Here is a 26,154-nt window from a genome sequence, read left to right on the forward strand (position 1 = left end):
GGAATCGTTCAAATGACGGATCTGTTGATCGCCATGCGGACATTTATGCGGCTGTGCGAGAAACCCAATTTCTCCCGTGTGGCGGAAGAAATGCACGCCAGTCATACCACGATTGCGCGCCGTCTGGACCAGGTGGAGGCCCATTTCGGCGCAACCCTGTTTCACCGCACCACGCGACGGCTGATCGCCACGGCGGAGGCGGAACGCCTGCTGGCCCATGCCCGGGCCATGCTGGATGCGCTTGATGTGGCAGAGCAGGATTTCGGTCCGGTCCGCAATGAGCCGCGCGGGCTTGTCCGGATCGGCCTCACCACCGCGCTGGGCCTTCATTATGTCGCGCGCCTGGGCGATTTGACCCGCCGCTATCCCGCGCTTCAGCTCGATTGCGCCATGACCGACTGGCAACGCGACGTCGTGGAGGAGCGGCTTGATCTGGCCCTGCGCGTCGGTCCGGTCAGCGACGACAGTCTGGTGGTCCATCCGCTCGGCAGCCTGCCGCGTCTGTTGGTGGCGGCCCCCGATTATCTTGCGGGACATGGCCTACCCGCTTCCGCCGAACATCTCTCCCGCCATGAATGCATCGCCTATGCCTATGGCGACGTGCCGGCCCGCTGGACCATAGATGGACGGGAGAGGGTGGTCAGCGGCACGTTCCGCAGCGACGGCAGCGAAGCGGTTCATCGCGCGGCCGTCAGCGGTCTGGGCATCGCCCTGCTCCCGGCGATTCGGGTGCAGGGCGATATCGAGACGGGGCGGCTGGTGCCGGTCCTGCCGGACAGCGTCATTGCCGCGCTCGACATATGGGCGGTCCATCCCTCGCACAAACGCCTGCCGCCGCGGGCGCGCGTGGTGCTGGATTTCCTGAAGGCCAATTTCCCCGGAGAGGCATTGTAGCAACGCTGCCGGAACGGCTACCGCTCCACGCCCCTCGCCTTCCCCCAGGCCCTGGCCGCGGTATAACCCAGATAGCCGGTGCCGAAGAGCGCGTAGAGCGGTTCCGGCAAGGCGCTGAAATAGGCCTGCATGGTGCGGATGATCGCCGCCGCCACGTCCGGTCGCACCCCGCCGACCAGCCCCAAAGGCACCGACCAGAGCAGCAATCCGTACATCACATAAAGAAAGGCCGGCCGCGCCCGCAGCGTCCACCGGTCCCCTCCGATTCGCCTGTGCCGCGCTGATGTCATGCGCCTGCCCTCCTAACCGATCCGGTTTGCGAGCCAGCCATAGAGAAAGGCCTCATTGGCCGGCCGGCTTTCCGCCAGAGCCAGATAGCGCTCCCCCTGCAAGGCTTCGACCGCCTTGAGCAGCACCTTTTCGCCCGCCTTGCCGCGCAGCTTCAAAAAAGCGCCCAGCGCCGCGAGGGTTCTTGCCCCTAAGGCCTGATCGACCTTCAGGTCGGGATAATCCTGTTCATTGCGATTGAGCGCATTGAGTGCGCGCTGAAGAAAGCCGCTGGCCGTCGCCGGCCCCATATTGACTGCCGTATCGAACAGTTCCTCGGCGATTGCGGGAGCCAGTTCCGCGACAAAGGCATAGCCCGGCTTTTCCCAATATAGCCGCCGATAAATCGCCTCCGCCACGCTGCGGGGCAGGGCGCGCATGTCGCCCCTATAGCCATTGGCCTGCGCCACGGCCTGCGTGATCCCGAAATGGGTTGGCCCGCCGCGATCCGCCCGATGATTGCTATAGCCACCCTCGCGCGCGATGACCTCATCGATCAACGTCGAAATATCCATGATACCGCCCTTCTCTGTGGAAAGACGGTCCATTTATCCCATTTGGTTCATTGTAGGACAGCGGAAAAGCGCGGTCAAACGCGAGCGAAACTTGGGGAATAAGGAGGGGAGGAAGGCTTCGCGGAGCCTTCGATAATTTGGTCGGGACGAGAGGATTCGAACCTCCGACCCCCACACCCCCAGTGTGATGCGCTACCAGGCTGCGCTACGTCCCGACCGGAGCGGCGCAATTAGAAGCAGTTTGGGGAATATGCAAGCGCTTCCATGCAGGCTTTTTGCGCTTTTGTCGGCAAATCCTAATCCGGTTGCCTCACCCGGCCCATCTGTGTTAGCCGCGCGCCCTTGATTTGCAGCGCTTTGCGGCTGCGAATGGCAAAAGGATTTTGCAGGCGCTTGCGTCTGCGAATGACAAAAGCATTTTGCAGGCGCTTTGCGGCTGCGACTGGACAGATAATAAGGCGAAAGTTCCAAGCATGTTCATATCTCCAGCCTTTGCCCAGACTGCGGGCGGGGAATCGTCCGGCGCCTCCATGTTGGTGCAGATGGCCCCGCTGGTCCTCATCTTCGTCGTCTTCTATTTCCTGCTGATCCGTCCGCAGCAGAAGAAGATGAAGGAGCATAAGGCCAAGATCGACGCCGTGAAAAAGGGCGATCAGGTCGTGACCGGCGGCGGTCTGGTCGGCAAGGTGGTGCGTGTCGACGAATTTTACGCCGAAGTCGAACTGGCGCCGAACATGAAGGTCAAGGCGGTGAAGTCCACCCTGACCGACGTGGTCGATCCCGCCACCGCCAAGCCTGCGAACGACTGAGCGGCCCGATGCTGAACTTCCCTCGCTGGGCGGTCGCCGGGATCCTGCTGCCGCTGCTGATCGGCATCTTCTGTTCCGTGCCGAGCTTCATGCCGGATTCGGCGGTCGAAAAGCTGCCCAAATTCATGCAGACCCGTGTGAATCTGGGCCTCGACCTGTCGGGCGGCAGCCATTTGCTGCTGGAAGCGTCCACGCAGGACGTCGCCAAGCAGCGGCTGACCAATATGGAGGAGCAGGTCCGCGCGGAACTGCGCCGGGGCGACACCAAAATCGCCATCGGCGACATTTCCAGCCGCGACGGGAAGTTGAGCTTCATGGTCCGCAACCCGTCGGAGGTTGATGCCGCTGTCGAGCGCATCCGGCCGCTGACGCAGGGCGCGGGCCTGACTGGCCAGCGCGACTTCAATGTCGAGGTGGTGAACAGTTCCACCATCGTCATCACGCCGACCCAGGCGGGGATCGACAATGCGGTCAAGGGCGCGATGGAAGTCGCGACCGAAGTGATCCGCAAGCGCATCGACGAAATGGGCACTCGTGAGCCGACGATCCAGCAGCAGGGCGACAATCGCATCGTCGTGCAGGTGCCGGGGCTTCAGAATCCCAAGGCGTTGAAGGACCTGCTCGGCCAGACCGCCAAGCTTGAGTTCAAGCTGGTCGACATCAACGCCAATCCCGCCGAGGTGGCGCAGGGCCGTGCGCCGGTGGGCAGCGAAGTGCTGCCTTATCCGGGCAATCCCGCCGGGCCGCCGGTGATCGCCGTCTACCGGCAGGTCATGGTGTCGGGCGAGGACCTGACCGACGCGCAACAGGGCTATGACCAGCGCGGCAACGCGCCCATCGTCAATATCCGCTTCAACGGTGCGGGCGGCCGCAAATTCGGCCAGGTGACGTCGCAGAATGTGAACCGGCCCTTCGCCATCATCCTCGACGGCAAGGTGCTCTCGGCGCCGAACATCAATGAACCGATTCTGGGCGGCTCCGCGCAGATCAGCGGCAATTTCACCGTGGAAAGCGCCAACCAGCTCGCCATTGCGCTGCGTTCGGGCAAGTTGCCGGTCGCGCTGACCGTGGTGGAGGAACGCACAGTCGGCCCCCAACTGGGCGCCGATTCGATCAAGGCGGGCCTCACCGCTTCGATCATCGCGGTGGTCGCTGTCGCCGCCTTCATGTTCGTGAGTTACGGCCGTTTCGGCGTGTATGCGAACATCGCCGTCGCCATCAACGTGCTGGTCATCCTCGGCGTGATGGGCATTCTGGGCGCGACGCTGACCTTGCCGGGCATTGCCGGTTTCGTGCTGACCATCGGCACGGCGGTCGACGCCAACGTCCTGATCTACGAGCGTATCCGCGAGGAACGGCGACGGGGACGCGGGGTCGTGCAGGCGATCGAACATGGCTATAAGGAAGCCAGCCGCACCATTTTCGAGGCGAACGTGACCCACGCCATCGCCGGCGGCATCATGCTTGCGCTCGGCTCCGGTCCGGTGAAGGGCTTCGCGATCGTGCTGCTGATCGGCATCGCGACCAGCGTGTTCACCGCCGTCACCTTCACGCGCCTGCTGGTGTCGCGTTGGGTCCGCGCCAAGCGCCCGACCGAAATCCACATCTGACGGGGCGGAGAGAGACTATGAAACTGCTTAAGCTCGTCCCCGACAACACCAATATCGGCTTCGTCAAGCTGCGCCACTGGGCCTTTGGCCTGACGGCGCTGCTGACGGTGCTGGCGGTCGGCGCGACTTTCTACAAGGGCCTCAATCTGGGCGTCGATTTCGTCGGCGGCCTGATGATCGAGGCGCGATTCCAGCAACCGCCGCCCATCGACAAGGTGCGCGGCGTGGTGGACCGGCTCGGCGTGGGCGATGGCTCGCTCCAGCAATTCGGCGATCCCAAAACGGTGCAGATCCGCCTGCCACTCCCCGAACAGGGCGGCGCGGGCGCGGCCAATGCCATTGTCGAAAAGGCGCGCAAGGCGCTGATGGCGGATTTCCCCGGCGTCGTATTCTCCCGCTACGACACGGTGTCGGGCAAGGTGTCGGGCGAACTGATCCAGAACGGCGTGCTGGCCGTGATGCTGGCGGTGGTCGGCATCGCGATCTTCTCCTGGTTCCGCTATGAGTGGCAGTTCGGCATCTCGACCTTCGTCGCGATCATGCACGACGTGCTGATGACGCTGGGCTTCTTCGCCATCACCCAGTTGGAGTTCGATCTGACGACCGTGGCGGCCGTGCTCACCATCGTGGGCTACTCCATCAACGACAAGATGGTGATCGACGACCGCATTCGGGAAAATATGCGGAAATACCGCAAGATGGACATGAAGGCGCTGATCGACCTGTCGGTCAACGAGACGCTGCCGCGAACCGTCATGACGTCGGTGACGGTGCTGCTGGCACTGGGCGCGCTGTTGCTGCTGGGCGGCCATGTGCTGCGCGGCTTCACGGCGGCCATGATGCTGGGCATCATCGTCGGCACCTATTCGTCGGTCTATGTGTCGTCCTCGCTGCTCATCAGCCTCGGCCTGTCGCCCGCAACAGCGGAAAAGAAGGCGAGCAAGACGAACATCGCGGCTCAGGCCGAACGCACGGGTCCGCGTGACGACGGAGCGCGGCCCTGAACGGCCAGGCGCCCGGAAAGGGACGATCGGGGATCGAACTGCGCCGCGATGAAACGGGGCAGGGGCCGATCGTCACCGGCTTTCAGGGGCGGGGCTTTCGGGTCAGGGACGATGTCTTTCCCGATGGCCTGTTGCTCTCGCCGCTGCGCGCTCTGGCCTGGCGTGAGGCGCCGGTCATCGACGCGCTGACGGCGGCGGATCTGGGCGATCTGTTCGATCTCGACCCGCTTCCCGAATTTCTGCTGCTCGGCACCGGCGCGGGGCTGCGCCAGCCGCCGCGTCCCTTCGTCCGCGCACTGGAGGCGAAGGGCATCGGCGTCGAGGTCATGGACAGCCGCGCCGCCGCTCGCGCCTGGGGCGTGCTGCGCGCCGAGGAGCGGTGGATCGTCGCGGCGCTGCTCCCGCTTATCTGAGGGCTTTCCCGCCCCTTCTTGCGCTTTCTTCTTCATCCGCTTACTCTTGGGGCAAGTTCCGGCGCTTTCCGGCGTTGGCGAAGAAGAAAAGAGATACGGCCATGGTGCAGCACAGCCGCCCATCGCCGCAGAGTTCCGGTCCGGCCGCCGGCGTTTCGGGTATCCGATCCGGTCAAGGCAATGGGAGCAAGGCTGCGGCCCTCACTCCCCCGTCGAAATCGCGGGGCCTTTTGCCTCATCCGCCGCGGGGTCGGCGATCCTATGCGGCGATCGATCTGGGGACCAACAATTGCCGTCTGCTGATCGCCAAGCCGTCGTCCGACGGGTTCATCGTCGTGGATGCCTTTTCCCGCATCGTCCGGCTGGGTGAGGGGCTGGCGGCGTCCGGGCGGATCAGCGACGCGGCGATCGATCGGGCGATTGCGGCCCTCGCGGTTTGCGCGGACAAGCTGCGCCGCCGCCATGTGACGCTGGCCCGCTCAGTTGCCACCGAAGCCTGCCGCCGCGCCGACAACGGGGCGGAATTCATCCAGCGGGTCTATCGCGAAACCGGTATCGCGCTCGACGTCATCAGCGCGCAGGAGGAAGCGCGGCTGGCGGTGCTGGGTTGCCATGCGTTGCTGGAACCGGGCGACGGCCCGGCGCTGATCTTCGACATTGGCGGCGGATCGACCGAACTGGTGCTGGTCGATTCCAATTGTTCGGGCGCGCCCCATATAGTCGATTGGGTGAGCGCCCCCTGGGGGGTGGTGTCGCTGACCGAGAGCGAGCCGTTCGACCATGCCGATCGAGCGGACCGGCTGGCCGCCTATGGCCGGATGCGGGCACGCGTGACGGAGGCTTTTGCCCCGCTGGCACGTCGTCTGCCGTCGCCGCAGCCCGACATCCGCCTGCTCGGCACCTCTGGAACGGTGACGACGCTGGCCAGCCTGCATCTTGACCTGCCGCGCTACGACCGGCAGGCGATTGACGGGCTGATCGTGCCCTCGACGTCGATGCGCGCGATTTCGGAACGGCTGTCCTCCATGCCGCTGGCGGAACGGCAGACGCTGCCCTGCATCGGCACGGAGCGGGCCGATCTGGTGGTGGCGGGCTGCGCCATATTGGAATCGATCCTCGATATCTGGCCAGCCCAGCGTCTGGGCGTGGCGGATCGCGGGATTCGCGAAGGCATATTGCGCGGTTTGATGGACCGCGATGGAGCAAGAATGTGAGAGGCACTGGTGCCGGCAAGGTGCGGGTCAAGACGGCGAAGGGGCGCACGGCCCAGTCGACCCGCTGGCTCGAACGACAGTTGAACGATCCCTATGTCCGCCGCGCCAAGGCGGAGGGGTGGCGCAGCCGCGCCGCCTTCAAGCTGATCGAACTGGATGAGAAATTCCACTTCGTGAAGGGATCGCGCGCGGTCGTCGACCTGGGCGTGGCGCCGGGCGGCTGGGCACAGGTGGTGCGCAAGCTTTGCCCCAAGGCGAAGGTGGTGGGGATCGACCTGTTGCCGACCGATCCGATTCCGGGCGTCACGCTCTTCCAGATGGACTTCATGGACGACAAGGCGCCGGACTTGCTGGCCGAGGCGCTGGGCGAAGCGCCCGATCTGGTCATCTCCGACATGGCGGCGAATACCGTGGGCCATGCGGCCACCGATCATCTGCGCACCATGGGATTGGTGGAGGCCGCGGCGATGTTCGCGGTGGAGAATCTGCGCAAGGGCGGCAGCTTCGTCGCGAAGGTGTTCGCGGGCGGGACGGATGCCGATCTGCTCGCCATTCTCAAGAGGCATTTCACCACGATCAAACATGCCAAGCCCCCCGCAAGCCGCAAAGGCAGCGTGGAATGGTATGTCGTGGCCCAGGGCTTCAAGGGGCGGCCGGAAGACGACTGATTGCTGCTAAGAGATTGAAACCCCGTCCTGTTCCTGCAAAGGCGCTGGAACGAGGCAAGTGGCTCGTAACAGCCCGGTTCTGCCGTTCGGGTCGCGGCGCTCCACAAATGGGGCAGCACGGACCGGACCGGATGGGCGCGGCAGGGGGGATACGCATTGGTTTCGACGGTATCGACGGTGGCCTATCTCGGGCTGGAGGCGCGCGGCGTGGAGGTCCAGTGCCAACTGGTGCCGGGCCTGCCCAATTTCATCGTCGTCGGCCTGCCGGACAAGGCGGTGGCCGAGAGTCGGGAGCGGGTGCGCAACGCCATCGCCGCCATCGGCCTGTCGCTGCCGCCCAAGCGAATCACAGTGAATCTCTCCCCCGCCGACCTGCCCAAGGAAGGATCGCATTTCGACCTGCCGATCGCGCTCGCCCTGTTGGGTGCGATGGGGGTGATCGATGCCGAGACGCTGGCGGGCTATGTCGTGGTCGGCGAACTGGGTCTGGACGGGCGGATCGCGCAAACGCCGGGGGTGTTGCTCGCCGCGCTCCATGCCGGGGAACGGGAATTGGGGCTTGTCTGCCCGGTGGCGCAGGGGGCGGAGGCGGCCTGGGCCGGTCAGGTGGAGGTGATCGCCGCGCCCGATCTGTTCAGCCTTCTGAACCATTTCAAGGGGACGGCCGCGCTGTCGCCGCCGCAACCGGGCGACGTCGCCCTGCCGATCCGCACAGCCGACCTGCGCCAGGTCAAGGGGCAGGAGACGGCGAAGCGCGCGCTGGAGATCGCGGCGGCGGGCGGACATAATCTGCTCCCGTTGTAACGTGAAGACCCTATGAATGACGTTGCCTCTGCTTGTTCGTCAAGATAGGCTGTTACGCAGCGAGAACGGCTGAAAGAAGCACGACACGATGAGCCAATGCGCAGCGCTTAAAATTGCCAAGGTCTATGATAAATTTCGCGGACAACAGAATACCAACATGGCAGACGGATGGTCGGCTGTGTTTTCTGCGCCAATAGGGTCAGCAGTTTTCTTTGAAGGCTTGCAGGGCGTGAGTGCTGCATTTCGGCGGTTTGAGTTCGAATTAGAAATGTCATCGGCATCTGACAGGGCCAAAGCTCTTTACGCTAAGGCCGCCGAGAGGTTGGAGCCATTTTCATTGGTCCAGCACCTTGGCGGAATGAACGTCGATCAGGTCAAAAAGCAGAGCGACTCTATAGACCTGATGTTTTTGGCTGCTGACGTGACACATGGTCTACCTGAAGCCGCCGTTAATCCTGTGACATTGGACACGATCAGTAACAGCCTGATGGAACTGCTGGCAGAGATTGACACTGTCGAAATGGATACGTCCCTGCGCCAGTTCCTCAAAGTGCAAATCGGAAATATGTTGCAAGCTGTCACTTGTTTTGACGCCATCGGGATCGAAGGGCTTTCCCGAATTTATGGTGCAACGGTTTCCGAAATCACGCGAGCCTGGGGAATGAAAGAGGCCAAGGAGCCATCCGCCCGGAATTGGATTTCTAAGGCCGGTAAGGCGCTAAAGCTCATCGGAGCAGGAGTCGTGTGGGTTGGCGCTGTAGCTGGCGGGGCGGATAGCGCGATTGAACACGGCACCAATCTACTTGAATTTGCGGGGGCCATTGAAGGCGATGCTGGCGCTGCTCAGGCCGCACAGCCCTAAATCAGCAGGCACTTATCGACCTCAATCACGTCGAAATCGACGCGATAGCCTGTAACCGTGACCCGCCGCCCCAGCATCTTTTCGATTTTCCGGGGAGCCTCAAGCCGCCACGCGCCTCCTCCAGGCATCTGCAAAATCAAACGGCCCTTGTCTGTTAGGAGTAAGCCGGTCTCCGATATAGGGCGGGGTCTCAAGCTCGCTGCCCCTCAGTAACTTTGCAGATCGCCGGTCGCGCTGGACAGGTCCGACTGCGCCGTATCTACTTCCCCGCTGGCAGACCGCACATCATCCACAACTTCGCGCCAGTTCTCTCCGTCGAAACGGGAGACCTGAGCCTGTAGCTCGCTGCTGGCTTGCGCAACTTGTTCGGCTTTGTCCTGGACCTCCTGGGCTTGTGAATGAGCCTCCTCTAGGTCCGATTTCGCTGTTTCTAGTTCCTCCTCAAGTTGGGAGACTTGACCCTCCAGTTCATCAATCCGCCCGTGCAAATCCGCCTTGGATTCCCCGCAAGAAGCCATCATGATGCACATTCCAGCCGTAATTGCTAAATCTCTGAGCCGCATGAATTCCCCCCTTCCACAGCTTGCCGATTTGTATGCCGTTACGCGTCGTTTACTGACAAGGGGCTAACGCAAGGATATGTCATTCAAAAAGCCCTTTCGCGCTCCTCCTGTCAGGCTGGGCGATTTCCATAAGGCACGGCGGAAGCGCAAGGCTCGCATGGAAGCGGTGAAGTTTATCGGCGTTGCGGTAGGGTCAGGGCTAGTCGGAGCTTTCGCCCTTCATGCTTGGGACGGCCAGAAAGAATCGGCTACTGCGCGGCCCGCTACGTTGCTGGCGGCTCCTGAAACGTCCTCATCTCCTGCCGAGCCTGAGCCGGTCCAATATGATCGCGGGACAATTTCAGAGGACCTTGACGCCCAACAGCCATCCTCAGCGGTAATGAGTGTTGCGCCCTCAGAGGAGACGGCTTCGCTGCCGTCTTGGTCATATCCCAACTGTCGCGCTGCTAGGGCCGCTGGCGCTGCTCCGGTTTACGCAGGTCAGCCCGGTTATGGGCCACATTTGGATAGAGACGGGGATGGAATAGGCTGCGAACCATATCGGGGACGTTAATCTTAGGAAAAAAGACAAGGCTAACTGTCGTTATCCCCATTTGGCGGATTAGCTTCATCAATAAGGCGCTGGACGGTCGCTATCGGCGTTTCGTCTTCCAACCGTATGAGGGCACCGCACTTACAGGCAGCGGCTTTGTGTAGCCGGATTTGGCGATAAGGCACATTGATCGCCGCGCCGCAACGTGGGCAATCGACCTGGGCCTGTATGTCGTCCAGTTCTGCTACCATGTGGACCCTATACGCTTATTGGATCGATCATTCCACCAGTAGCCGCTTGTCAGGCATCGACGCCGCAAGGTCCCCCGCGCTGATATTCCAAGCTCTCGCAAGCGCGTCCAGTTCAGCCCTGGATACCCTGTCCCCCGCACTGATCGCAGCCAGCCGAGCAGGAGCAATGCCGGTTTGTCGCGCCAGCTTCACGGCAGGCGTTAGTTTCTGCATCTGCCACGCGGCAAACCAACTGGACCCTGTGCGGATCATGTTGGCTACCGGATGATCCTGAGACCAAGAGTCCAGCAATCGGGGAATAGGCTGCTCTCCCTTCCTACGGCGGCTCATCGCTGCTCCCCGTAAGACCAAATCATCTCCTGTAGCTGGGCCTCATTGTAAGAGACGCCGCTGTTTCCCCAAGGCAGCGCATGGTTTCTACCGTCCTCCAGCCGTATCCTTGCCACGGCATCACAGGTCGCAAGCCATTCACCCTCCACGATGCCCAGGGAGTCCATAAGCGCCCCCAGGATAGCCATGCGGATCGAAAGCGCCTCAGCGGCAACGGCAGGGGGCTTGAGGCGCTGGAGAACTGCGAAACGCTCCAGGGAGGCGCAGCGGCTTTCCATTGGTCCCTGGGCATAAGCGAAGGCGTCAATCAGGAGGTCCCCCGTCAATTCCACAGCGTTTATTTGGTCGAGAGGGACCGTCCGTGGCGAAGGGATGGCGAGAGGGGCAGCAGCAGTCATCTTTCGATCCTCCAAGCGACTCAGGGCGTGGAGAGATTGTAGAACAAAAAGTGAACATAAGGAACGGGGATGGAGCGGGGAGGATTATACTGCCACCTTTCCCGATGGCGGTCCGGTCCTCATGTTCCTGTCGCTTCATGGGTGGGCGTTTCGCTTCAAAAGGTCCGGTCGGAAACATTCAAGTCTATTGGACGGGGACCCATGACACAGGCCTGAGCGGGGCCGAGCGTTTCCATCAAAAGAGGCGGGCCGTAACCATCGAAACAACGAGGCGGCGACCCGCGATCCATCTTGCAGATTGTTCCCCAATCAAACGGCCTGGAAACCCAGGACTGTCCGAGCAGATGGAAGCGTCACGAGGCCTGTGTTCTCTCTTAAAACAAGGGGTCCCGCGACTCTCGACCTTCCCAAGCAAGCCCCTTTCTGAAGGCCGCAGAAACCCTCAGGTCAATTCTGAAAAATGGCGGAAATCCGTTACTTCAGGAAATTGGAATATAATTACTCAATTATCGCTTAATGGAGTAATTTTGTTGCTCGATTTTCATGCCATTTCTGCGCGATTGCTGTGGGGCATAACCGATTGATTTAACGTTAGAAAATCAGAAAGTGGGCTAAAAGACGCATTATAGGAGCAATGCGCGGATTTTGCGCCTCCCGAAACACAGCGAAACTTGACGGATTGCTACCGCTCATTTCGCTCCAATCGCCGGTCCTCGTGACTGGCAATCAAAACCCATCCCTCTGCCTCACGAACGCATGACGATGCGAGGCCCAGGGCATCATTCATTCCAATTGGAAAATCCAACATGAAAAACCAACTGCGCGACCAGTTCGCGCCACCATGCTTCACGCCACCAGCCGAGGGCGTCCGTAACTAATGCCTGTCCTCGAAATCAATGGCCGCAAGGTTGAAGTGGACGATAGTTTCCTCGACCTCAGCCCTCAGGAACAAGAGGCCCAGGTCGATGAGATTGCCGCAAGCCTGCCTCCCGCTCCCAAGGCATCCTCTGGACCCGCAGGCAGGGCAATCGGTCCCCAAGTCGATCCAGCGCCAGCCGCCCAGCACGGCGACCAATTCATCCCCTACATTCCCGACGCTACCTCCTCCCCAGGCCAGGACCCTGCCTCAGACGCATGGATCGCTGAGCAGGAACGAAAGTTTCAGCAGGAGCAACAGGGAGGCCAGCGGACGCCCACTGATACAGGGGCACCCCCGCCAGCCGAGAAGGACAGGGGCAGTTTCCTCAACAGCGCCTTTCTGGGGTTAGGCGATGCACTGTCATTCGGAACGATTGATGAAATTACGGCTGGCCTGGGCACCGTCTTGCCAGGGTCAAAGACCTCTGTTTGGGACGGCAAGAACCTTTCAGACGCCTACAACGAAAACGTAGCGGATGAACGGCGCAAGCTGAAAGAAGCCTTTGACAACCATCCTATAGGTTTCATCGGTGGAGGCATCGCAGGGGGTCTTATCCCCGTTGCGGGAGCCGCCAACGCAGCCAGGGCAGCGAAAGGCACGACCAAGCTAGGGTCCATGATGGCCGCAGGAACTGGCTACGGCGCGGCTTACGGATTTGGTTCGGACGAAGGCGGTATTAGTGACCGTCTCGACGGCACGGCACTAGGCGCGGCTGGAGGAGCAGTCGGCGGCGCTGTCCTTCATGGCGCGGGCAAGGGTATCGCAAAGGTCGCTGAGCCGCTTATCGACAAGGCTCTGCCCAAAGTCGCAAAGGCCCGCTTCCTCGCTGAGCAGGCCAAGAATCCCCATGCAGCGACGGACGGGGAGATAGCTACCGATTTGGACCGCATTGTTAGGACGATCCAGACCGGCAAGGCAAAACGGAAGCTCCAAGATGCTACGCTGTCCAATCGGGTCTCTGAGCTTGAAGCATCATATCTGCCCAGAGCGGAAATCCAGAGCCTCGACCTTACGCCTTCCGTCAAGGCGCGGCTAAAGCTGGCAATGGACCGCAGGCATATCCTCAGCGATGATGAGGTCTCAGCCCTGAGGGACGGAAGCCCAGCAGGTGAAGCCGTAGCCAACGCTATTGAAAAGACCCGTCGCCTCAAAGCCCTTGTCCCCGATGGCGCTGAGACGCGAGGGTCCATGAAGAAGGTCCTAGCCGAGGCAGCAGGCTCAGCAGCCGGTTACAAGGTCGCGGGTCCTCTGGGCGGCGCTGTCGGTAGCATCGCAGGGCGCATGGCATCGGGAGGCGCTTCCCGCGACACAGCGGCAGCGGCAAGAGCGCTTGCGTCTCAGGCCCCGAAGTTTGCACAGCTTCCAGAGCTTGCCGCAGCCGCAGGCAATAGAGCCAAGGCGCGGGATGCCCTAGCGAAGCTCTCAGATGAGGCCAGGGATGCCCCATTCTTCGCCAAACGCGAAGCCGATGCAGTCAAGGCCCAGGCGGCAAACGATGCCGAACGGATGGCCCAGGAAGGGCGCAAAATCGGCATCGCTAACGCACGCGACGACATTGTTGGCGATGGAGGATTCCGCGCCTTCGCCTATGAACGGACAGGTCTACTGCCTTCGCAGCAGGACGCAGGGGCCTTGCGTCTCCTGAAGGACGGCACGATCAGCCCAGAGCAATTCAATGCCTTCCTTGCGGAACCGGACCGGCTCATGGCGGGGAATGCTGGCAATGCGATCGTAGACCGGCTGGCCTCTATGGCCGAAAAGGGAGCGCTGAATCGGGACCCGAAATGGGAGCCTAAGTCCAGAGTCCCGGCAGCGGCTGGAGAGCCACCAGCAATCTATAGCTCCCCTGATGTTGCTTCGCGCCCCTCTGTCGCGGGCGGCGAAGGGATGGCGGTAGATATTGGTGCAGCCGCCTCCCCGTCATGGAAGTCCACAGACCAGGGCATCACAGAGCCTCAGCGAAACTTTGCGAAGGCCTATGAAGCATGGTCCGATGAACTGGACAAGGCCAATCCAGACCGGGCCACGGTCGAAGCCTTGTATGCTGCGAAGGAGCAAGCGGGCCGGATGTTGGATGCCGACATTTTCAGGCAGAGCCAGCAAGCGCCATCGCCCATCCGCAACGTGGAAGCCTATCGCGCAACCGCCGCAGCAAACCAGGTCAGGGTCTCCAGCGCAATCGATGCCGTAAGGTCCGATAGCAGCCTGGACGATGGAGCGAAGAATATCATTTCCACCGCTGTCGCTTCCATCGGCAATACCTCCAGCCGCGACAAGGCCCAGGGCATCGCAACAGATGCTCTCGACCAATTGCCCGAAGGCCTGAGGGACAAGGCCAGGGCAACGCTCCAGCCGCTTGTCGCTCAAATCAAGCGGTAGTCAACCTATGCCCGTCAGATGCTCATGTGTCTGGCGGGCATCTTTTCATTCTCATTCCGAAACAACATGCCACCACCATCAAAATCGAAACCATCGCAGCCCGACGCTCCACCACCACCAGGGGCAGGGTCATTTCAATTCAACCGCAGGGACCATGCGCCACCAGAGGCGAAGAAAGCTCCCCGCAAGCAGCCATCATCCGTTGCGGATTTCGTTTCCCTGTCGTTCGCTGAGCCGCTCGTCCCGCAACGACTACAGTCATCGCCAACGGGACAATTCCATGCAAACGGAATCTGGGGGATGCTGGAGACTGCCGAGGAGCGCTCAGAATATGCCCGATGGCTCGCCAGCCGCAGAAAGCCTGAAAACATGGCGCGGCGAGGGCGTAGGCATGGAACGGCAGTAGGGTGGACCTGGAGGTCCGCTAAGGTCGCCAGAGCAGCGGCGACCATCGAAGCCGAGCAGCTCATTAAGAAGCTGATCGTCCAGGGCGCAATCGCGAAGGACGATACGCAGGGCATAGCAGCGACCAAAGAGGCATTGATCATGGTCCGCTGCCCAGGGGAGACCAGGGCCAGGCGCAGGGCCGCAAAGAAGCTCCTTGCCTTCTACGAGCCTGAGCTTGCGGGGATGCTGTAATGAGTCATCCACAAGCAAGACCCATGCGCTTTGTCGAAATGGACAGCGGATGTTTCTACAGCATCAGCCATAAGACAAACCAGGACGATTATCTCTATAAGACGTGGACGGTAGATGGAGAGAAAGTCAGGGAGGCTTTCCACCGATTCACCCTCAGGGCGCACAATGACCTGGACGCAATCCCCGATGGCTATGAGGTCGATCATATCTGTGGAAATCGACCATGCTGCAATCCCAAGCACCTAAGGCTGATCGAACGCAGTGACCACAAACGGGTCACGAACATGATGCGCTATGCTGACAGGCACGAACGGGCCAGGCTCCATTGGGAAACTCATCGCCATTCGCGCCGTGTGACAGGGGAGGAGCTTGGGGGGCTATTCGGCGTCGATCAGTCGTGCGCCTGCCGATGGATACGGGCATGGAAGGCTGAGGAAGCCGTTTAGCCTCCATTCCGTGGGTGAATTGCTGCCATCCCGGCATATCGCGGGGCGTCTAGCTACTTGGGTAGCTGACAGCCCTGCCTTGTGCCTGGGATGGGCCTTCCTGATCAATCTAAGGCTGTCCTCTATCGCCTCCCCGAGAAACTAGGCGCGACCGATGCGGGCGTGGCGAAATTGGTAGACGCGCCATCATGGGGACGGAAGGTCCTCAGGTCATTTCGTTTCGTGAGGATTGTGCAGCGGTCCAGAGGTGGGGCCGAGAGGGGAGACCTGGATTAAGACCTGAAAAGGAAAGACCTGTCTTAGCTGATCCATCGATCAAAGATTGACTGAGATTGGATACAGGGTCATTTCCAGGTCAGGCTCTAAGCCTATCCATATGTCATATCGACATACCGTATAACTTAGGTCTCCTATATGTCTCTCTATCCGTCATCCCTTGAGTAGACTAAAGATACTTTAGTTATACCGGGAACACAGTTTCAGAGGTCCATCGCCTGGGCCTTCGCATCGGTCGATAGGGCGAAATGCTGCCCATGGTCCGATGGGTCTATTCCATGCCTCTCGACCAGGGCCATGCCTGCCTGGGTCAGTCGCAGCCTTGTCGCTTTCCCTACAGGCCCAAAGCCGGTCCTGTCTGTGAAGGGTGGAAGCTCCTCGACCAATCCAGCCGCCAGGAGCATTTCGCGCACCAGGGCAAACATGCGATAGGATACAGCTTGCCGGGAAAAGGCTTCCCGCCTCATCGACCTCCAGGACCAACGCTCCAGGGCCGCAGCGCCGATCAGGTCGCACAGCATTGCCTCCAGGGCGAGCTTTACGCCTGCTAGGCGCTCCTCCCTCCGCTGCATCCCCTGGGGAGACAGCGTCGCCTCATGCACCTCCAGGATCGACGCGACCAGGGCCAGCGCCTGGGCCGAAATAGCTCTACCGTCCAGCGCCATCATGATCGCACGGTCCCGCTCCGCCATGCGTTCGGCTGGCGTGAGGTTCGCAATAGGCTTTGTCCAGGTAGAGGCGGGGAGGGTCAATTCAATAGGTCCGATGGAATAGCGAAGGGCGCGAAGGTCGATCCCCGCGCCCTACTGATTGTCGATCTGTGTTTTTGTGTCAGGCCGCAAGGGCCTGGGAAGCATAGCGAGGAGCCAAGGCGCTGTAGATAGCTGCGATCTGATCGAAATGGATGGCGACTTGCTCAGAGGGTCTACCATCCGCGCCCGGTTCGATCAGGATCAATGCACCTTCGCCCATGTCCCTTACGTCAATGGTCTCGTGCGTTTCAGATGCGACGGTAAAAGACATGTCGGTCAAGATTGTTCCCCCTTGGTAATGTTTTCGAGAAAGCTATTTAGAGTCAGCAAGATAGACTTCAAGATAAAAAGTGAGTGAATGAAAATATAACGTTCCACAATTGTAGAATATCGCTGATTGTGGAAAGTGATTTATCCCTCCATGACCCGCATTACTTGCGTTGCGGACCAATCGCCCCCGCGCCGCGTCTTAATGCCACGCTCATTCAGCTTTCCCGCAATGTCCCGCAGGCTTGTCGCGCCTTGGGCCTTCAGGCTCTCGACCTCCTGCCGAACGCGATCAGCGAAATCCGTCGCACGGCGCTGGCGTTCGGCAAGGCCCTGGGCCGGATCGACCTTCACGCCACGAAAGCCGCCCAGGACAGCGCCACGCTCCTTTGCGGCGGCAAGGGCTGCTTTGGTTCGCTTGGATGCTTCCTCACGCTCATGCTCTGCCATTGCTGCATAGATATGGATTGTGAGGCGCGTGGCGCTGGGCTGATCGCAGGCGATGAAATCGACCTTGGCTTCCATAAGCTGAGAGATGAAGGCCACGTTACGCGCCAGCCGGTCCAGCTTGGCGACCAGGAGCGTTGCGCCTGTCAGCTTCGCGTGACGCAAAGCCTTCGCCAATTCCGGTCTGTCGGTTTTCTTTCCGCTCTCGACCTCGACATAGAGCGGAGCAAGCAAGGTATCCTCAGGTTTCAGGAAGGCATTGATTGCGGCCTCTTGCGCCTCCAGGCCTAAGCCAGAGCGCCCCTGCTTCGCTGTCGATACGCGGGCATAAGCGACGTAGGTTGTCATGGCTGCATCCTCGTTACGTTTCAGTCGATGTTCGTTGACAGATATGTAACAGCAATGCTCCAGCTTGTGAATCCACAAAATTCATCGGGCAAATGTTTGTCGGGCATCGCCAGCCAGCCGCCGACTAATGGCAATAGCAGCGAGAGGCGGCAGGACCGGAGGACGCCAGGCGAGAGGCGAGGGGGCAGCGGATGGCGATGGGTCCCCCTTGGTTCATGGGTCCCTCCGCTACGGGTCCCTTCCCGCGCCGATACGGGTTCCCCCGGTCGGTCGATCTGATCGATTTCAAAATAACCGCTAAAGCTCTGGCTTGTTGGTTGTTGTTTAGACTTTGCAGAGCAGGGGAGAGGGCCTGAAAGTTTCCCTTATTTCAATTTCGCCTGAAGCTCCCGCGTTAGGTCCCGTAAGCATTGCAGGAAACGAACGGCGGTCTCTCCTTTATGCCCCGGCTGGCCGTCCTCACTAACCGAAAGATCAATAGGAATACGCACGTCCGTTCCGCCCTGTTTGCGATTGAACGCCACCTCCAGGCGATCATCCTCCGAGATGGAGGCCATAACGCTTTGGAAATTTTGATCGAAGGCGAAGGATGCCAACTTGCTCCCTGGGGTCTCCCCGTCACCGCCACCATAATAGCCAGAGGCCAGAGATTTGCCGTCTTTTCCGAAAATGGAAATTTGGGCGGGAGCATTAGGCGTGAGGCTGGTCCCCGCAGCATCTCTATCCCTCACCACCAGCTTTAGGCCTATAAACGGCTGGACCTGATCGCCCTTGTAACCATAGAAATAAAGGCTTCCTGCGATGGCTGACAGTTCGCCTTGCCGATAGACCCTATCGGAGACGCCAGCCTCAAATTCTAAGCCGCAGGCAATATTCCTCCCGCCGCTGGAAACGGGATAAGCCTTGGTCATGAACGTAAGGGACTGCTGAGCGTGAGCGGCTGTAGGCGCAAGGATCGCAGCGGCTAACAGTGGTAATAGCATAGCCTTCATTGTTCGTCCCCCTCTGTCGGCAGGGCGTAAGGCAAAGCCATGCTCCCCCCATGCAACCAATCAAATATCAACAATCCATCTCGATACTCTACCGTAACTTTCCGAAACACAAACCGCATAGCCTGATTGATTTCGGCTGCGTTGCGCTGCTCTCCTTCCAAGGTCGCCAAGACCTTAGCGATACGGGCCTGGACGGTCTGTCCCGCCGCCGCCGCCTGTCGCGCTTCCAAGTCTGCTAGGGTATCCCGCAGCGCCTCAAATTCAGTCTCCCGGTCTCTGATGGCTTTACCCAAGGCCGCCGACCCTCCAGCGTTTGCTGCCTGATCGATCAGCCGCTCTATTTGGTCCGATAGAGCGCCAAGCTCCAGGCGCTTGGTTTCAATCTCTCGGTCTAGCTCGCTATCCCGCTGTCCCGCTGGGGCGTCCCTCAGGCGCTCAGGGAGGCGCTCAACTATGGCATCCTCTACCAGGGAAACGGGGACGCTCCTGTATGTGCAGCCCGCTCCTCCCTTGGCTCGGACGCAAACGTATTTCGGTAGGCTCCTCGCGCCTTTATGCACTCGCGTCATTGTGCTGCCACAGATTGGACAGGAAGCGAGACCGGCAAGGATATTGGTTACAGGCGCAGAGGCATGGCGTCCCCGGCTCCTAGATCGAACGCCAGCCTTAAGGGCCTGAGCCTCGTTCCAAAGGTCCTCACTAATCGCGGCGGGATAGTAGTTCGCAACCGGCTCCTGGGGCAGGCGGGTCCTCTTGCCGTCAATATGCTCCAGCGTATGCGGCGTGTAGGTCCCTATGACGGCGGGATTCTCCAGTATCTTCGCGATATAGGACCGTTGCCACATCTTCCCGCGTCCCCAGGGCTTCACTCCCTCCCGGTTTAGACGCTTGGCAATCGAATCCTGCCCTGTGCCTGCTAGGGTCTCCTCAAAGATGCGCCGGACGATGGCGGACCGCTCAGGGATGGAAACCACAGCCTGAGCCTCTTGGTCCAGCCGCAGCCAAGCGGGGACGATGGCTGTCAGCGGCACCCCATCCGCCATCTTTTGCCGCTTGCCCTTCCAAGCCTCCTTAAGGCGTCGGGCCTTGGTCGCGCTCTCCTCGTTTGCTCGCATAAACGTGAGGAGCGAAACAAAGAGGTCCAAGGGGTCCTTATCCAGGCTGTCCCTGGAATATTCCCGACCGTCGATCAGTGTGACAACCGTTATCCCCCGGTCCGCTATGTCCTCCAAGGTCCGCAATGCGCGGCGGGCGTTCTGCCTAGAGAGACGATCCAGGCTTTCCACAAGTAAGAAGCTGCCAGCGGCAACCTCCCCGGAGCGCACGGCTTCAAGGAAGTAGCCGAGCATCCCGGTTTCCAGATTGTCACCCCGGAAAGCTGAGATGCCTAGATCATGAAACGTAAAAGTGTCGTCTAGGTCTAAGCCCTTCCGGCTGGCGTAATCCTCTGCCATCTGGGTTTGGCGTCGGAAGCTATCGCCTTTTTGCTGCTCAGGGGTAGAGAATCGAAGGTAGCTGTAAGCCTTGGGTTTCGTGGGAATATCGATCATCAACGGACCCTGTATCACTGGAGGTCCTCAGTCAATAACAGGCTGATGATCGGACCGCCGGGCGCGGGGAAATCGCTGATGGCGAACTGCCTGCCGGGCATCCTGCCCGAACTGACGCCGGGCGAGGCGTTGGAAACCTCCATGGTGGCGAGCGTGGCCGGCACGCTGGAAGGCGGGCGGATTAGCCGGGCGCGACCGTTCCGCAATCCGCACCACAGCGCATCCATGGCGGCGTTGGTCGGCGGCGGGCAAAAGGCGCGCCCGGGCGAGGTCAGCATGGCGCATCTGGGCGTGCTGTTCCTCGACGAATTGCCGGAATTTCAGCGCGCCGTGCTCGATTCGCTGCGGCAGCCGCTGGAGACGGGCGAAGTCACCGTGGCGCGGGCCAATGCGCATGTGACCTTTCCGGCGCGGGTGCAGTTGGTGGCGGCGATGAATCCGTGCCGCTGCGGACATCTGGGCGACCCGGCGCTGGCCTGTTCCCGCGCGCCGCGTTGCGCGGCCGATTATCAGGCCAAGGTGTCCGGGCCGCTTCTGGACCGCATCGACCTTCATGTGGAGGTTCAGGCGGTGACGGCGGCGGATCTGGTCCTGCCGCCGCCTGTCGAGGGATCGGTGGAGGTTGCCGCGCGGGTCGCGGCGGCGCGGGCGGTGCAGACGCGGCGTTATGCAAATTCTTCGGTCCGGACCAATGCCGAGGTGGATGGTGAGCGGCTGGAAGATGTGGCCGGACCGGACCAGACCGGGCGCGAACTGCTCGCGCAGGCGGCGGCGGCGATGAAGCTGTCGGCGCGGGGCTATACCCGGGTGTTGCGGGTGGCGCGGACCATAGCCGACCTCGAAGGAGCCGACCGGGTCGGGCGGGTGCATGTGGCGGAGGCGCTCAGCTACCGGCGGCGGGCGCCGGTGAACTGATCCAGTGAACTGATCCTGCCGGACTGGCCCCTTCTCACGCGTCGTTGCGATGACGATGGGCCGCCGCCGCAATCGGGATTTCAGAGCGATTGCCAAGCGATAGGAAATGATCGCTGGTTAAGAAATCGCCGCTCTAGCCCCGGTTGCCGATATCGGCGAGGCGGGCCGAGGCCACCTGCTGGATTTGGAGGACATCCTTGCGGGCCTCCAGAAAGCGGCGGGGGTTGATCGGATTGCCGTTCACGCGCACCTCGAAATGCAGATGCGTGCCGGTCGAGCGGCCGGTCGAACCCATGCGGGCGATCTTGTCGCCGCGCGCCACGCTCTGCCCGACACGGGCGGCGAAACCCGAAAGGTGGGCGTAACGGGTCAGGATGCCGTTGCCATGATCGACCTCGACCACGTTGCCATAGCCGCTGCGCTGGCCGACGAAGCTTACCTTGCCGGCGGCGGCGGCCAGGATCGGCTGGCCGTAGCTGCCGGGGAAATCGAGGCCCGCGTGAAAGGCGGCATGGCCATTGAACGGGTCGCTGCGATAGCCATAGCTGCTGCTGAGCATCGGGGTCGCGGTGGGCTTGCCGGAGGGGATGGCGAGCAGGCTGGCTTCCAGAAATTCCATGCGGGACAGGGCGCTGGAGAGTTTTTCGAACTCGCCCGGCATGGCGTCCTGGCCTTCCCACGGCACGAACGGACCGCCCTGGGCGCGGGCAGCGCTGCGGGCGAGGGCGTCGGGGTTGAGGCCGAAGCCGCGGATCGCGGCCGCGGCCTTGTCCGCCCGCTGTCGGACCGCGCCGGTCAGCAGCGCGGCGAACTGGCGCTGGCGCTGGTCGATGCGGAACAGCGGGGCGGCTTCGGGCGCGGCACTGATCCTGGTGTTGAGCGTGTGCGCGCCGCTTCTGGTTTCGGCGTCGGGCTTGCCGACCACCTGCTGCGCGGGGCCTTCACCTTCCTTGCCGAAATGGGTGCGGTAGAGGTCGTCCATGAAATCCTGCCGCTCCTTCAGCTCCTGCGCGAGTCGATCGACCGACTGGCGATAGGTAGCGACCTTGCTGGCAGTGCTCGCGACGGCCTTGCCCTCGGCGTTCAGCGCCGCGCGATCCTGTTCGATCCTCGCGCTGTTCAGGGCCATCGACACCGTGAGGGCGGCCCATCCGATCAGCAGCATGGTCAGGAGCCCGGCGGCGACGAGCTGCGCGCGGCGGGAAATGCGGATGAACTTCACCGTGCCGCCCGAGTGCAGGAAAATCTCCCGCTCCGGGCACAGGGCAGTCATCCTGGCCCAGAGGGCGGCGACCCCCTTCTTGCTCTGTTGCGACAATTGCGACCCCGCATGCGTTTTTTTCGGTGAAGGGGCCGCTAACAAAAGGAATCGAGTCGCGCGAATCCGGCACGGCGGACTCGTGACGAGTCGAAGCATGAACGGGGCGAAACGTGGAACCGGAGGTTGGGTTCCCGCTAAAGACGAAAAAAATCAGAGGGGCAGAACGTCGACCGCCTTCGTCCAGCCGAGCATCATGGGAACCTCCGCGGCCGGGGCGGCGGCGCCGAAGTGGAAGCCCTGGCCGAAATGACAGCCGCCCGCACGCAGATATTCGAGTTGCCGCACATTTTCGACCCCTTCGGCGACGGTACGGATTCCCAGGCTGTAGGCAAGGTTGAGCACCGTCCGCACGATGGCGGCGTCGTCGGGATCGGTTTCCAGATCGCGCACGAAACGCCGGTCGATCTTGATGATGTCGATCGGAAACTGCTTGAGATGCGAGAGCGAGGCATAGCCTGTGCCGAAATCGTCCAGCGCGATGGAAATGCCGGCGTCGCTCAAACGGTGCAGACTGCGCTCCACCACCTCGGCATTGCGGCCCAGGAAGACGGACTCGGTGACTTCCAGTTCGATCCGGCTGGTTGGGACCCCGGTGGCGGCGAGGGCATCGAGCAGCCGGTCGGGAAAGCTGCTGTCGTGCAGTTCGACGCCGGGCACGTTGATGGCGACATGGCCGAATTCCACGTCCCGGTCCTGCCATTCCCGGCAATCGGCCAGCACCTGCGCCAGCATCCGCTCCGTGATCGTGCGGCCCAGTTCGGAATGTTCGAAGGCGGCAGCGATTTCACCCGGCATGATGATCGATCCGTCGGGACGGACGCAGCGCAGCAGCGCCTCGAAGCCGATGACCCGCCCGGTGGCGAGGTCGACCTTGGGCTGATACCAGGGGGAGGGTGGGGCATGGATCAGCGCGTTGCGGGCTCGCTCCAGCATCCGCGCCTCCCGCTGCCAGCGCTCCAGCAGGCCGGGCTCGAAGAGGCAGGCCCGGCCCCGTCCGCCATTTTTCGCCTCATAAAGCGCGATGTCGGCATGTTTCATCAGGTCGGCAATGTCGCCCGCATGGTTGGGGAACAGCGCGACGCCCATGGAAACGCGGCAGTCTATGTCGCGTGTTCCGTGGCTCAGCGGCCGGTGCAGATGGCCTGTCATGCGGGCCAATATGGCGTCAAGGTCGGACGCGGTGCGCAGCCGGGTCAGCAGCACCGCAAATTCGTCGCCGCCCATGCGCGCCACCAGGTCGCCCGGCCGCACCGTATCGCGCAGCCGTTCCGCCACCGCGCAGAGCAGGACGTCACCGGCATCGTGTCCGGCGCTGTCGTTGATTCGTTTGAATTCATCGACGTCGATCAGCGCGACCGCCATCAGGCCGCCCGAGCGGCCTGTCGCGGCTGCCGCCTGCGCCAGCGTCGCCATGAAGTGTGAGCGGTTGGCAAGGCCGGTTAACGCATCGGTCATGGCGAGATGGGCGAGATGGCGTTCCGCTTCCTTGCGGGCGGTGATGTCGACGATGCTGGACAGGGTGCAATCCTCGCCCTGGACGGCGATGGGCCGGCAGGAGAGCAGCACGTCATGGATGGTATCGTCCCGGCTGACGATGCGGCATTCGACATTGTCGATATCCTGCCCATTGGCAATGCGGTCGCGCAGGCTGTGCTGCGTGGCGGCGCCTTCGTCCAGCATATGCACCTGCGAAATGTCGCCATCGGCGCCGAAGGCACCGGCCGCGGCGTCGTTGAAGCGCGCCACTGAGCCGTCGGGTCGGGTGACGAGCAGCGGGATCGGGACGCTCATGAACATCCGCTCCAGCGTCTCGCCATTGGCGGCCAGCGCGATGCGGGCGGCCTGCGCCGTCTGGCTCGCCGTCCATTCCTTGCGCTGGAGCCGGTTGGTGCGGGCAATCGCCAGCCACATCCCGCAATGCAGGATGAGCACCGCCATGATCATGCCGGGCACTGTCGGCGCGAAGGGAGCAGGGGCGAGATAGCCGATCAGCAGCAGCGTCGCGCAGCCCAGGCCGCCGCCGACATTGCCCCGGAAGCTGGTAGGCACCACCAGATAGAAGATCAGCGGCAGCATCACGAGCACGAAAATCGCGATGTCGCTGCGCGAGGAGACAAGGAAGGCGACGCCGACGGCGGTGACGAACTGCCAGGCAAAACAGATGCGCTCCACTGCCCGGAAATTGACCATCCGGCGGCAAAAGGACAGGCAGGCCAGCGACCAGAGAACCACCGCGACGCGGGCCGGGACGGCGACCCAGAAATGCGGCGTGCCGGCAAAACGCCAGTCGCTGAAGAGAAAGAGCGTGTTGAGGATGGCCGAGAGCAGGAAAAGCACGCGGGCATGGCGGCGCGACTCGGGTAGACGGTCTGCCTGAAAAGCAGCCTCCATGCCGGAATCCGTGAATTCCCCGGTGATCGTCGAAAGCTGGGTCACTTCATATCCATGCGCGCGCCCTCGTGGCGGCATCGCATCAAGATAGATTCGCTGTTCTTATCAATTCGCTAACGCTATTTTCTGCACGCCGGGCCGGCCTCCCGACGCGCGGGGTCGGCACCGTCCTTGACCCATTGGTCATGCATCGCTATAGGCGCGCCTGCTCAAAGGTCCGGTTAGGGTGGCTTGGTCTGCCCGCAACCCGGGTCTTCGGGTGCCAGAGCTGAACATTGCCGGTGCTCTTGCGGCTCCGGGCGGGTTTCCGCCGGGGCCTTTGCTGTTTGGAGACGATTCGGTCTCCGGGCAGCAGGAACGCGGGAATGCAGGTAAAGTAACTGAAAAAGGTGAAGGGCTTCATGCCAACGATCAACCAGCTGGTCCGCAAGGGCCGCGAGCTGCAGAAGACCAAGTCGAAGGTCCCTGCAATGGACGCGAACCCGCAGAAGCGCGGCGTTTGCACCCGTGTCTACACGACGACCCCGAAGAAGCCGAACTCGGCTCTCCGCAAGGTGGCGAAAGTGCGTCTGGTCAACCAGCGCGAAGTCATCACCTACATTCCGGGTGAAGGCCACAACCTTCAGGAGCACAGCGTTGTGCTGATCCGCGGCGGCCGCGTACGCGACCTTCCCGGTGTGCGTTACCATGTGCTGCGCGGCGTTCTGGATACCCAGGGCGTCAAGGACCGTAAGCAGAGCCGTTCGAAGTACGGCGCGAAGCGTCCGAAGTAAGGGAGACTAAAGCATGTCACGTCGTCGTCGCCCCGAAAAGCGCGTTATCCTGCCCGATCCCAAGTTCGGTGATATCGTGCTGTCGAAGTTCATGAACAGCATCATGCAGGACGGCAAGAAAGCCGTCGCCGAGTCCATCGTGTACGGTGCGCTCGAAACTGTCGAAGCGAAGTCCAAGAAGGACCCGATCGGCATGTTCCATGACGCGCTGAACAATGTGAAGCCCGGCATCGAAGTCCGCAGCCGCCGCGTCGGCGGTGCGACCTACCAGGTCCCCGTCGAAGTGCGCCCCGAGCGCGCCCAGGCGCTGGCGATCCGCTGGCTGATCACCGCTTCGCGCAACCGCAGCGAAACCACCATGGCTGCCCGTCTGTCGGGTGAGCTGCTGGATGCCGCCAACAACCGCGGCAATGCGGTCAAGAAGCGCGAAGATACGCACCGTATGGCGGAGGCGAACCGCGCTTTCTCGCACTATCGCTGGTAAGCATGATGGAACGGGCGCCTTCCGGTACCCGTTTCCTTTTGGAAATGCTCCGCAATTTCGG

At 61.7% G+C, this 26,154-nt stretch carries 26 protein-coding genes, 1 tRNA gene and 2 pseudogenes; 16 read left to right on the forward strand and 13 right to left on the reverse strand.

All coding sequences use genetic code 11. From position 1 onward, the window contains the following. The first annotated feature begins 12 nt into the window (after positions 1 to 12). Positions 13 to 894: a LysR family transcriptional regulator gene (locus F7P65_RS07530; protein ID WP_150291138.1), complete on the forward strand. Its 882-nt coding sequence runs from the start codon at positions 13 to 15 to the stop codon at positions 892 to 894. A gap of 17 nt (positions 895 to 911) precedes the next feature. Here F7P65_RS07530 and F7P65_RS07535 read toward each other — a convergent pair whose 3' ends face one another. From F7P65_RS07535 to F7P65_RS07545, 3 genes are all read right to left on the reverse strand, one after another. After that, the gene (locus tag F7P65_RS07535; protein ID WP_150291139.1) at positions 912 to 1,184 is read right to left on the reverse strand and encodes a 3TM-type holin; all 273 of its coding nucleotides are present in this window, start codon (positions 1,182 to 1,184) and stop codon (positions 912 to 914) included. Positions 1,185 to 1,196: 12 nt separating this feature from the next. Continuing rightward, a complete protein-coding gene (locus F7P65_RS07540) occupies positions 1,197 to 1,736 on the reverse strand; it encodes a glycoside hydrolase family 108 protein (protein ID WP_150291260.1) in 540 nt (179 codons plus the stop codon). A 138-nt stretch (positions 1,737 to 1,874) separates the two neighbouring features. Beyond that, positions 1,875 to 1,951, reverse strand: a tRNA-Pro gene (locus F7P65_RS07545). Positions 1,952 to 2,209: 258 nt separating this feature from the next. Between F7P65_RS07545 and yajC the strand changes: the two genes are divergently transcribed. From yajC to F7P65_RS07585, 8 genes and pseudogenes are all read left to right on the forward strand, one after another. After that, the gene (yajC, locus tag F7P65_RS07550) at positions 2,210 to 2,545 is read left to right on the forward strand and encodes a preprotein translocase subunit YajC (protein WP_150291140.1); all 336 of its coding nucleotides are present in this window, start codon (positions 2,210 to 2,212) and stop codon (positions 2,543 to 2,545) included. An 8-nt stretch (positions 2,546 to 2,553) separates the two neighbouring features. Further along, positions 2,554 to 4,155, forward strand: coding sequence for a protein translocase subunit SecD (gene secD, locus F7P65_RS07555; protein ID WP_150291141.1), 1,602 nt, complete (start codon positions 2,554 to 2,556; stop codon positions 4,153 to 4,155). 17 nt (positions 4,156 to 4,172) lie between these two features. Next, the gene (gene secF, locus F7P65_RS07560; protein WP_150291142.1) at positions 4,173 to 5,159 is read left to right on the forward strand and encodes a protein translocase subunit SecF; all 987 of its coding nucleotides are present in this window, start codon (positions 4,173 to 4,175) and stop codon (positions 5,157 to 5,159) included. Positions 5,160 to 5,290: 131 nt separating this feature from the next. Continuing rightward, entirely contained in the window at positions 5,291 to 5,572 is a 282-nt protein-coding gene (locus tag F7P65_RS07565; protein ID WP_420853310.1) for an MTH938/NDUFAF3 family protein, read from the forward strand. A gap of 101 nt (positions 5,573 to 5,673) precedes the next feature. Beyond that, positions 5,674 to 6,786 (forward strand): Ppx/GppA phosphatase family protein, encoded by a 1,113-nt coding sequence (locus F7P65_RS07570; RefSeq protein ID WP_150291144.1) that lies wholly within the window; start codon positions 5,674 to 5,676, stop codon positions 6,784 to 6,786. Continuing rightward, positions 6,783 to 7,454 carry an RlmE family RNA methyltransferase gene (locus tag F7P65_RS07575; protein WP_150291145.1) on the forward strand — a complete coding sequence of 224 codons (672 nt, stop codon included), beginning with the start codon at positions 6,783 to 6,785 and terminating at the stop codon, positions 7,452 to 7,454. The genes F7P65_RS07570 and F7P65_RS07575 overlap by 4 nt, the downstream gene beginning before the upstream one ends. Positions 7,455 to 7,610: 156 nt before the next feature. Further along, positions 7,611 to 8,249: pseudogene (locus F7P65_RS07580) on the forward strand (magnesium chelatase domain-containing protein); the annotation flags it as partial. Positions 8,250 to 8,346: 97 nt separating this feature from the next. Beyond that, on the forward strand, positions 8,347 to 9,120 hold the full coding sequence (locus F7P65_RS07585; RefSeq protein ID WP_150291146.1) for a hypothetical protein: 774 nt from the start codon (positions 8,347 to 8,349) through the stop codon (positions 9,118 to 9,120). On the opposite strand, the gene F7P65_RS22620 is transcribed toward F7P65_RS07585, so the two are convergent. Both F7P65_RS22620 and F7P65_RS07590 read right to left on the reverse strand, forming a co-directional pair. Next, entirely contained in the window at positions 9,117 to 9,314 is a 198-nt protein-coding gene (locus tag F7P65_RS22620; protein WP_420853311.1) for a DUF5818 domain-containing protein, read from the reverse strand. The genes F7P65_RS07585 and F7P65_RS22620 overlap by 4 nt on opposite strands. A gap of 12 nt (positions 9,315 to 9,326) precedes the next feature. Continuing rightward, positions 9,327 to 9,683, reverse strand: a complete 357-nt coding sequence (locus tag F7P65_RS07590) for a hypothetical protein (RefSeq protein ID WP_150291147.1) — start codon at positions 9,681 to 9,683, stop codon at positions 9,327 to 9,329. Between the two features lie 379 nt (positions 9,684 to 10,062). Here F7P65_RS07590 and F7P65_RS22330 point away from each other — a divergent pair, with 379 nt between their 5' ends. Further along, positions 10,063 to 10,236 (forward strand): excalibur calcium-binding domain-containing protein, encoded by a 174-nt coding sequence (locus tag F7P65_RS22330; RefSeq protein WP_150291261.1) that lies wholly within the window; start codon positions 10,063 to 10,065, stop codon positions 10,234 to 10,236. Positions 10,237 to 10,493: 257 nt separating this feature from the next. Here F7P65_RS22330 and F7P65_RS22625 read toward each other — a convergent pair whose 3' ends face one another. Further along, positions 10,494 to 10,796 carry a helix-turn-helix domain-containing protein gene (locus F7P65_RS22625; RefSeq protein ID WP_150291149.1) on the reverse strand — a complete coding sequence of 101 codons (303 nt, stop codon included), beginning with the start codon at positions 10,794 to 10,796 and terminating at the stop codon, positions 10,494 to 10,496. A gap of 1,275 nt (positions 10,797 to 12,071) precedes the next feature. Here F7P65_RS22625 and F7P65_RS07610 point away from each other — a divergent pair. The 3 genes from F7P65_RS07610 to F7P65_RS22630 all read left to right on the forward strand — a co-directional run bounded on the left by F7P65_RS07610 (position 12,072) and on the right by F7P65_RS22630 (position 15,577). Continuing rightward, positions 12,072 to 14,492: a hypothetical protein gene (locus tag F7P65_RS07610; RefSeq protein WP_150291150.1), complete on the forward strand. Its 2,421-nt coding sequence runs from the start codon at positions 12,072 to 12,074 to the stop codon at positions 14,490 to 14,492. A 300-nt stretch (positions 14,493 to 14,792) separates the two neighbouring features. Continuing rightward, the gene (locus F7P65_RS07615; RefSeq protein ID WP_150291151.1) at positions 14,793 to 15,131 is read left to right on the forward strand and encodes a hypothetical protein; all 339 of its coding nucleotides are present in this window, start codon (positions 14,793 to 14,795) and stop codon (positions 15,129 to 15,131) included. A 38-nt stretch (positions 15,132 to 15,169) separates the two neighbouring features. Further along, the gene (locus tag F7P65_RS22630; protein ID WP_420853314.1) at positions 15,170 to 15,577 is read left to right on the forward strand and encodes an HNH endonuclease; all 408 of its coding nucleotides are present in this window, start codon (positions 15,170 to 15,172) and stop codon (positions 15,575 to 15,577) included. A 479-nt stretch (positions 15,578 to 16,056) separates the two neighbouring features. Here the strand turns inward: F7P65_RS22630 and F7P65_RS07625 are convergent, their stop codons facing one another. From F7P65_RS07625 to F7P65_RS07645, 5 genes are all read right to left on the reverse strand, one after another. Continuing rightward, positions 16,057 to 16,545, reverse strand: a complete 489-nt coding sequence (locus F7P65_RS07625) for a hypothetical protein (protein WP_150291153.1) — start codon at positions 16,543 to 16,545, stop codon at positions 16,057 to 16,059. 139 nt (positions 16,546 to 16,684) lie between these two features. After that, the gene (locus tag F7P65_RS07630) at positions 16,685 to 16,885 is read right to left on the reverse strand and encodes a hypothetical protein (protein WP_150291154.1); all 201 of its coding nucleotides are present in this window, start codon (positions 16,883 to 16,885) and stop codon (positions 16,685 to 16,687) included. Positions 16,886 to 17,016: 131 nt separating this feature from the next. Next, positions 17,017 to 17,745 (reverse strand): recombinase family protein, encoded by a 729-nt coding sequence (locus tag F7P65_RS07635; RefSeq protein ID WP_240334233.1) that lies wholly within the window; start codon positions 17,743 to 17,745, stop codon positions 17,017 to 17,019. Between the two features lie 287 nt (positions 17,746 to 18,032). Continuing rightward, a complete protein-coding gene (locus F7P65_RS07640; protein ID WP_150291155.1) occupies positions 18,033 to 18,578 on the reverse strand; it encodes a hypothetical protein in 546 nt (181 codons plus the stop codon). A 77-nt stretch (positions 18,579 to 18,655) separates the two neighbouring features. Beyond that, complete coding sequence (locus F7P65_RS07645; RefSeq protein WP_150291156.1) at positions 18,656 to 20,209, reverse strand: recombinase family protein; 1,554 nt, start codon at positions 20,207 to 20,209, stop codon at positions 18,656 to 18,658. A 33-nt stretch (positions 20,210 to 20,242) separates the two neighbouring features. Between F7P65_RS07645 and F7P65_RS07650 the strand changes: the two are divergent. Continuing rightward, a pseudogene (locus tag F7P65_RS07650) lies at positions 20,243 to 21,124 on the forward strand (YifB family Mg chelatase-like AAA ATPase); the annotation flags it as partial. 133 nt (positions 21,125 to 21,257) lie between these two features. On the opposite strand, the gene F7P65_RS07655 reads toward F7P65_RS07650, so the two are convergent. Beyond that, positions 21,258 to 22,397 carry a M23 family metallopeptidase gene (locus F7P65_RS07655; protein WP_150291157.1) on the reverse strand — a complete coding sequence of 380 codons (1,140 nt, stop codon included), beginning with the start codon at positions 22,395 to 22,397 and terminating at the stop codon, positions 21,258 to 21,260. Between the two features lie 198 nt (positions 22,398 to 22,595). Continuing rightward, the gene (locus F7P65_RS07660; RefSeq protein ID WP_150291158.1) at positions 22,596 to 24,881 is read right to left on the reverse strand and encodes a putative bifunctional diguanylate cyclase/phosphodiesterase; all 2,286 of its coding nucleotides are present in this window, start codon (positions 24,879 to 24,881) and stop codon (positions 22,596 to 22,598) included. Between the two features lie 356 nt (positions 24,882 to 25,237). On the opposite strand from F7P65_RS07660, the gene rpsL reads away from it, so the two are divergent. Both rpsL and rpsG read left to right on the forward strand, forming a co-directional pair. Beyond that, complete coding sequence (rpsL, locus tag F7P65_RS07665; protein ID WP_004208728.1) at positions 25,238 to 25,609, forward strand: 30S ribosomal protein S12; 372 nt, start codon at positions 25,238 to 25,240, stop codon at positions 25,607 to 25,609. A 13-nt stretch (positions 25,610 to 25,622) separates the two neighbouring features. Further along, complete coding sequence (gene rpsG / locus F7P65_RS07670) at positions 25,623 to 26,093, forward strand: 30S ribosomal protein S7 (RefSeq protein ID WP_013847768.1); 471 nt, start codon at positions 25,623 to 25,625, stop codon at positions 26,091 to 26,093. The last annotated feature ends 61 nt before the right edge of the window (positions 26,094 to 26,154 follow it).

The sequence above is a fragment of the Sphingobium estronivorans genome, assembly GCF_008692605.1.
In the GTDB taxonomy this organism is placed as follows: Bacteria; Pseudomonadota; Alphaproteobacteria; order Sphingomonadales; family Sphingomonadaceae; genus Sphingobium; species Sphingobium estronivorans.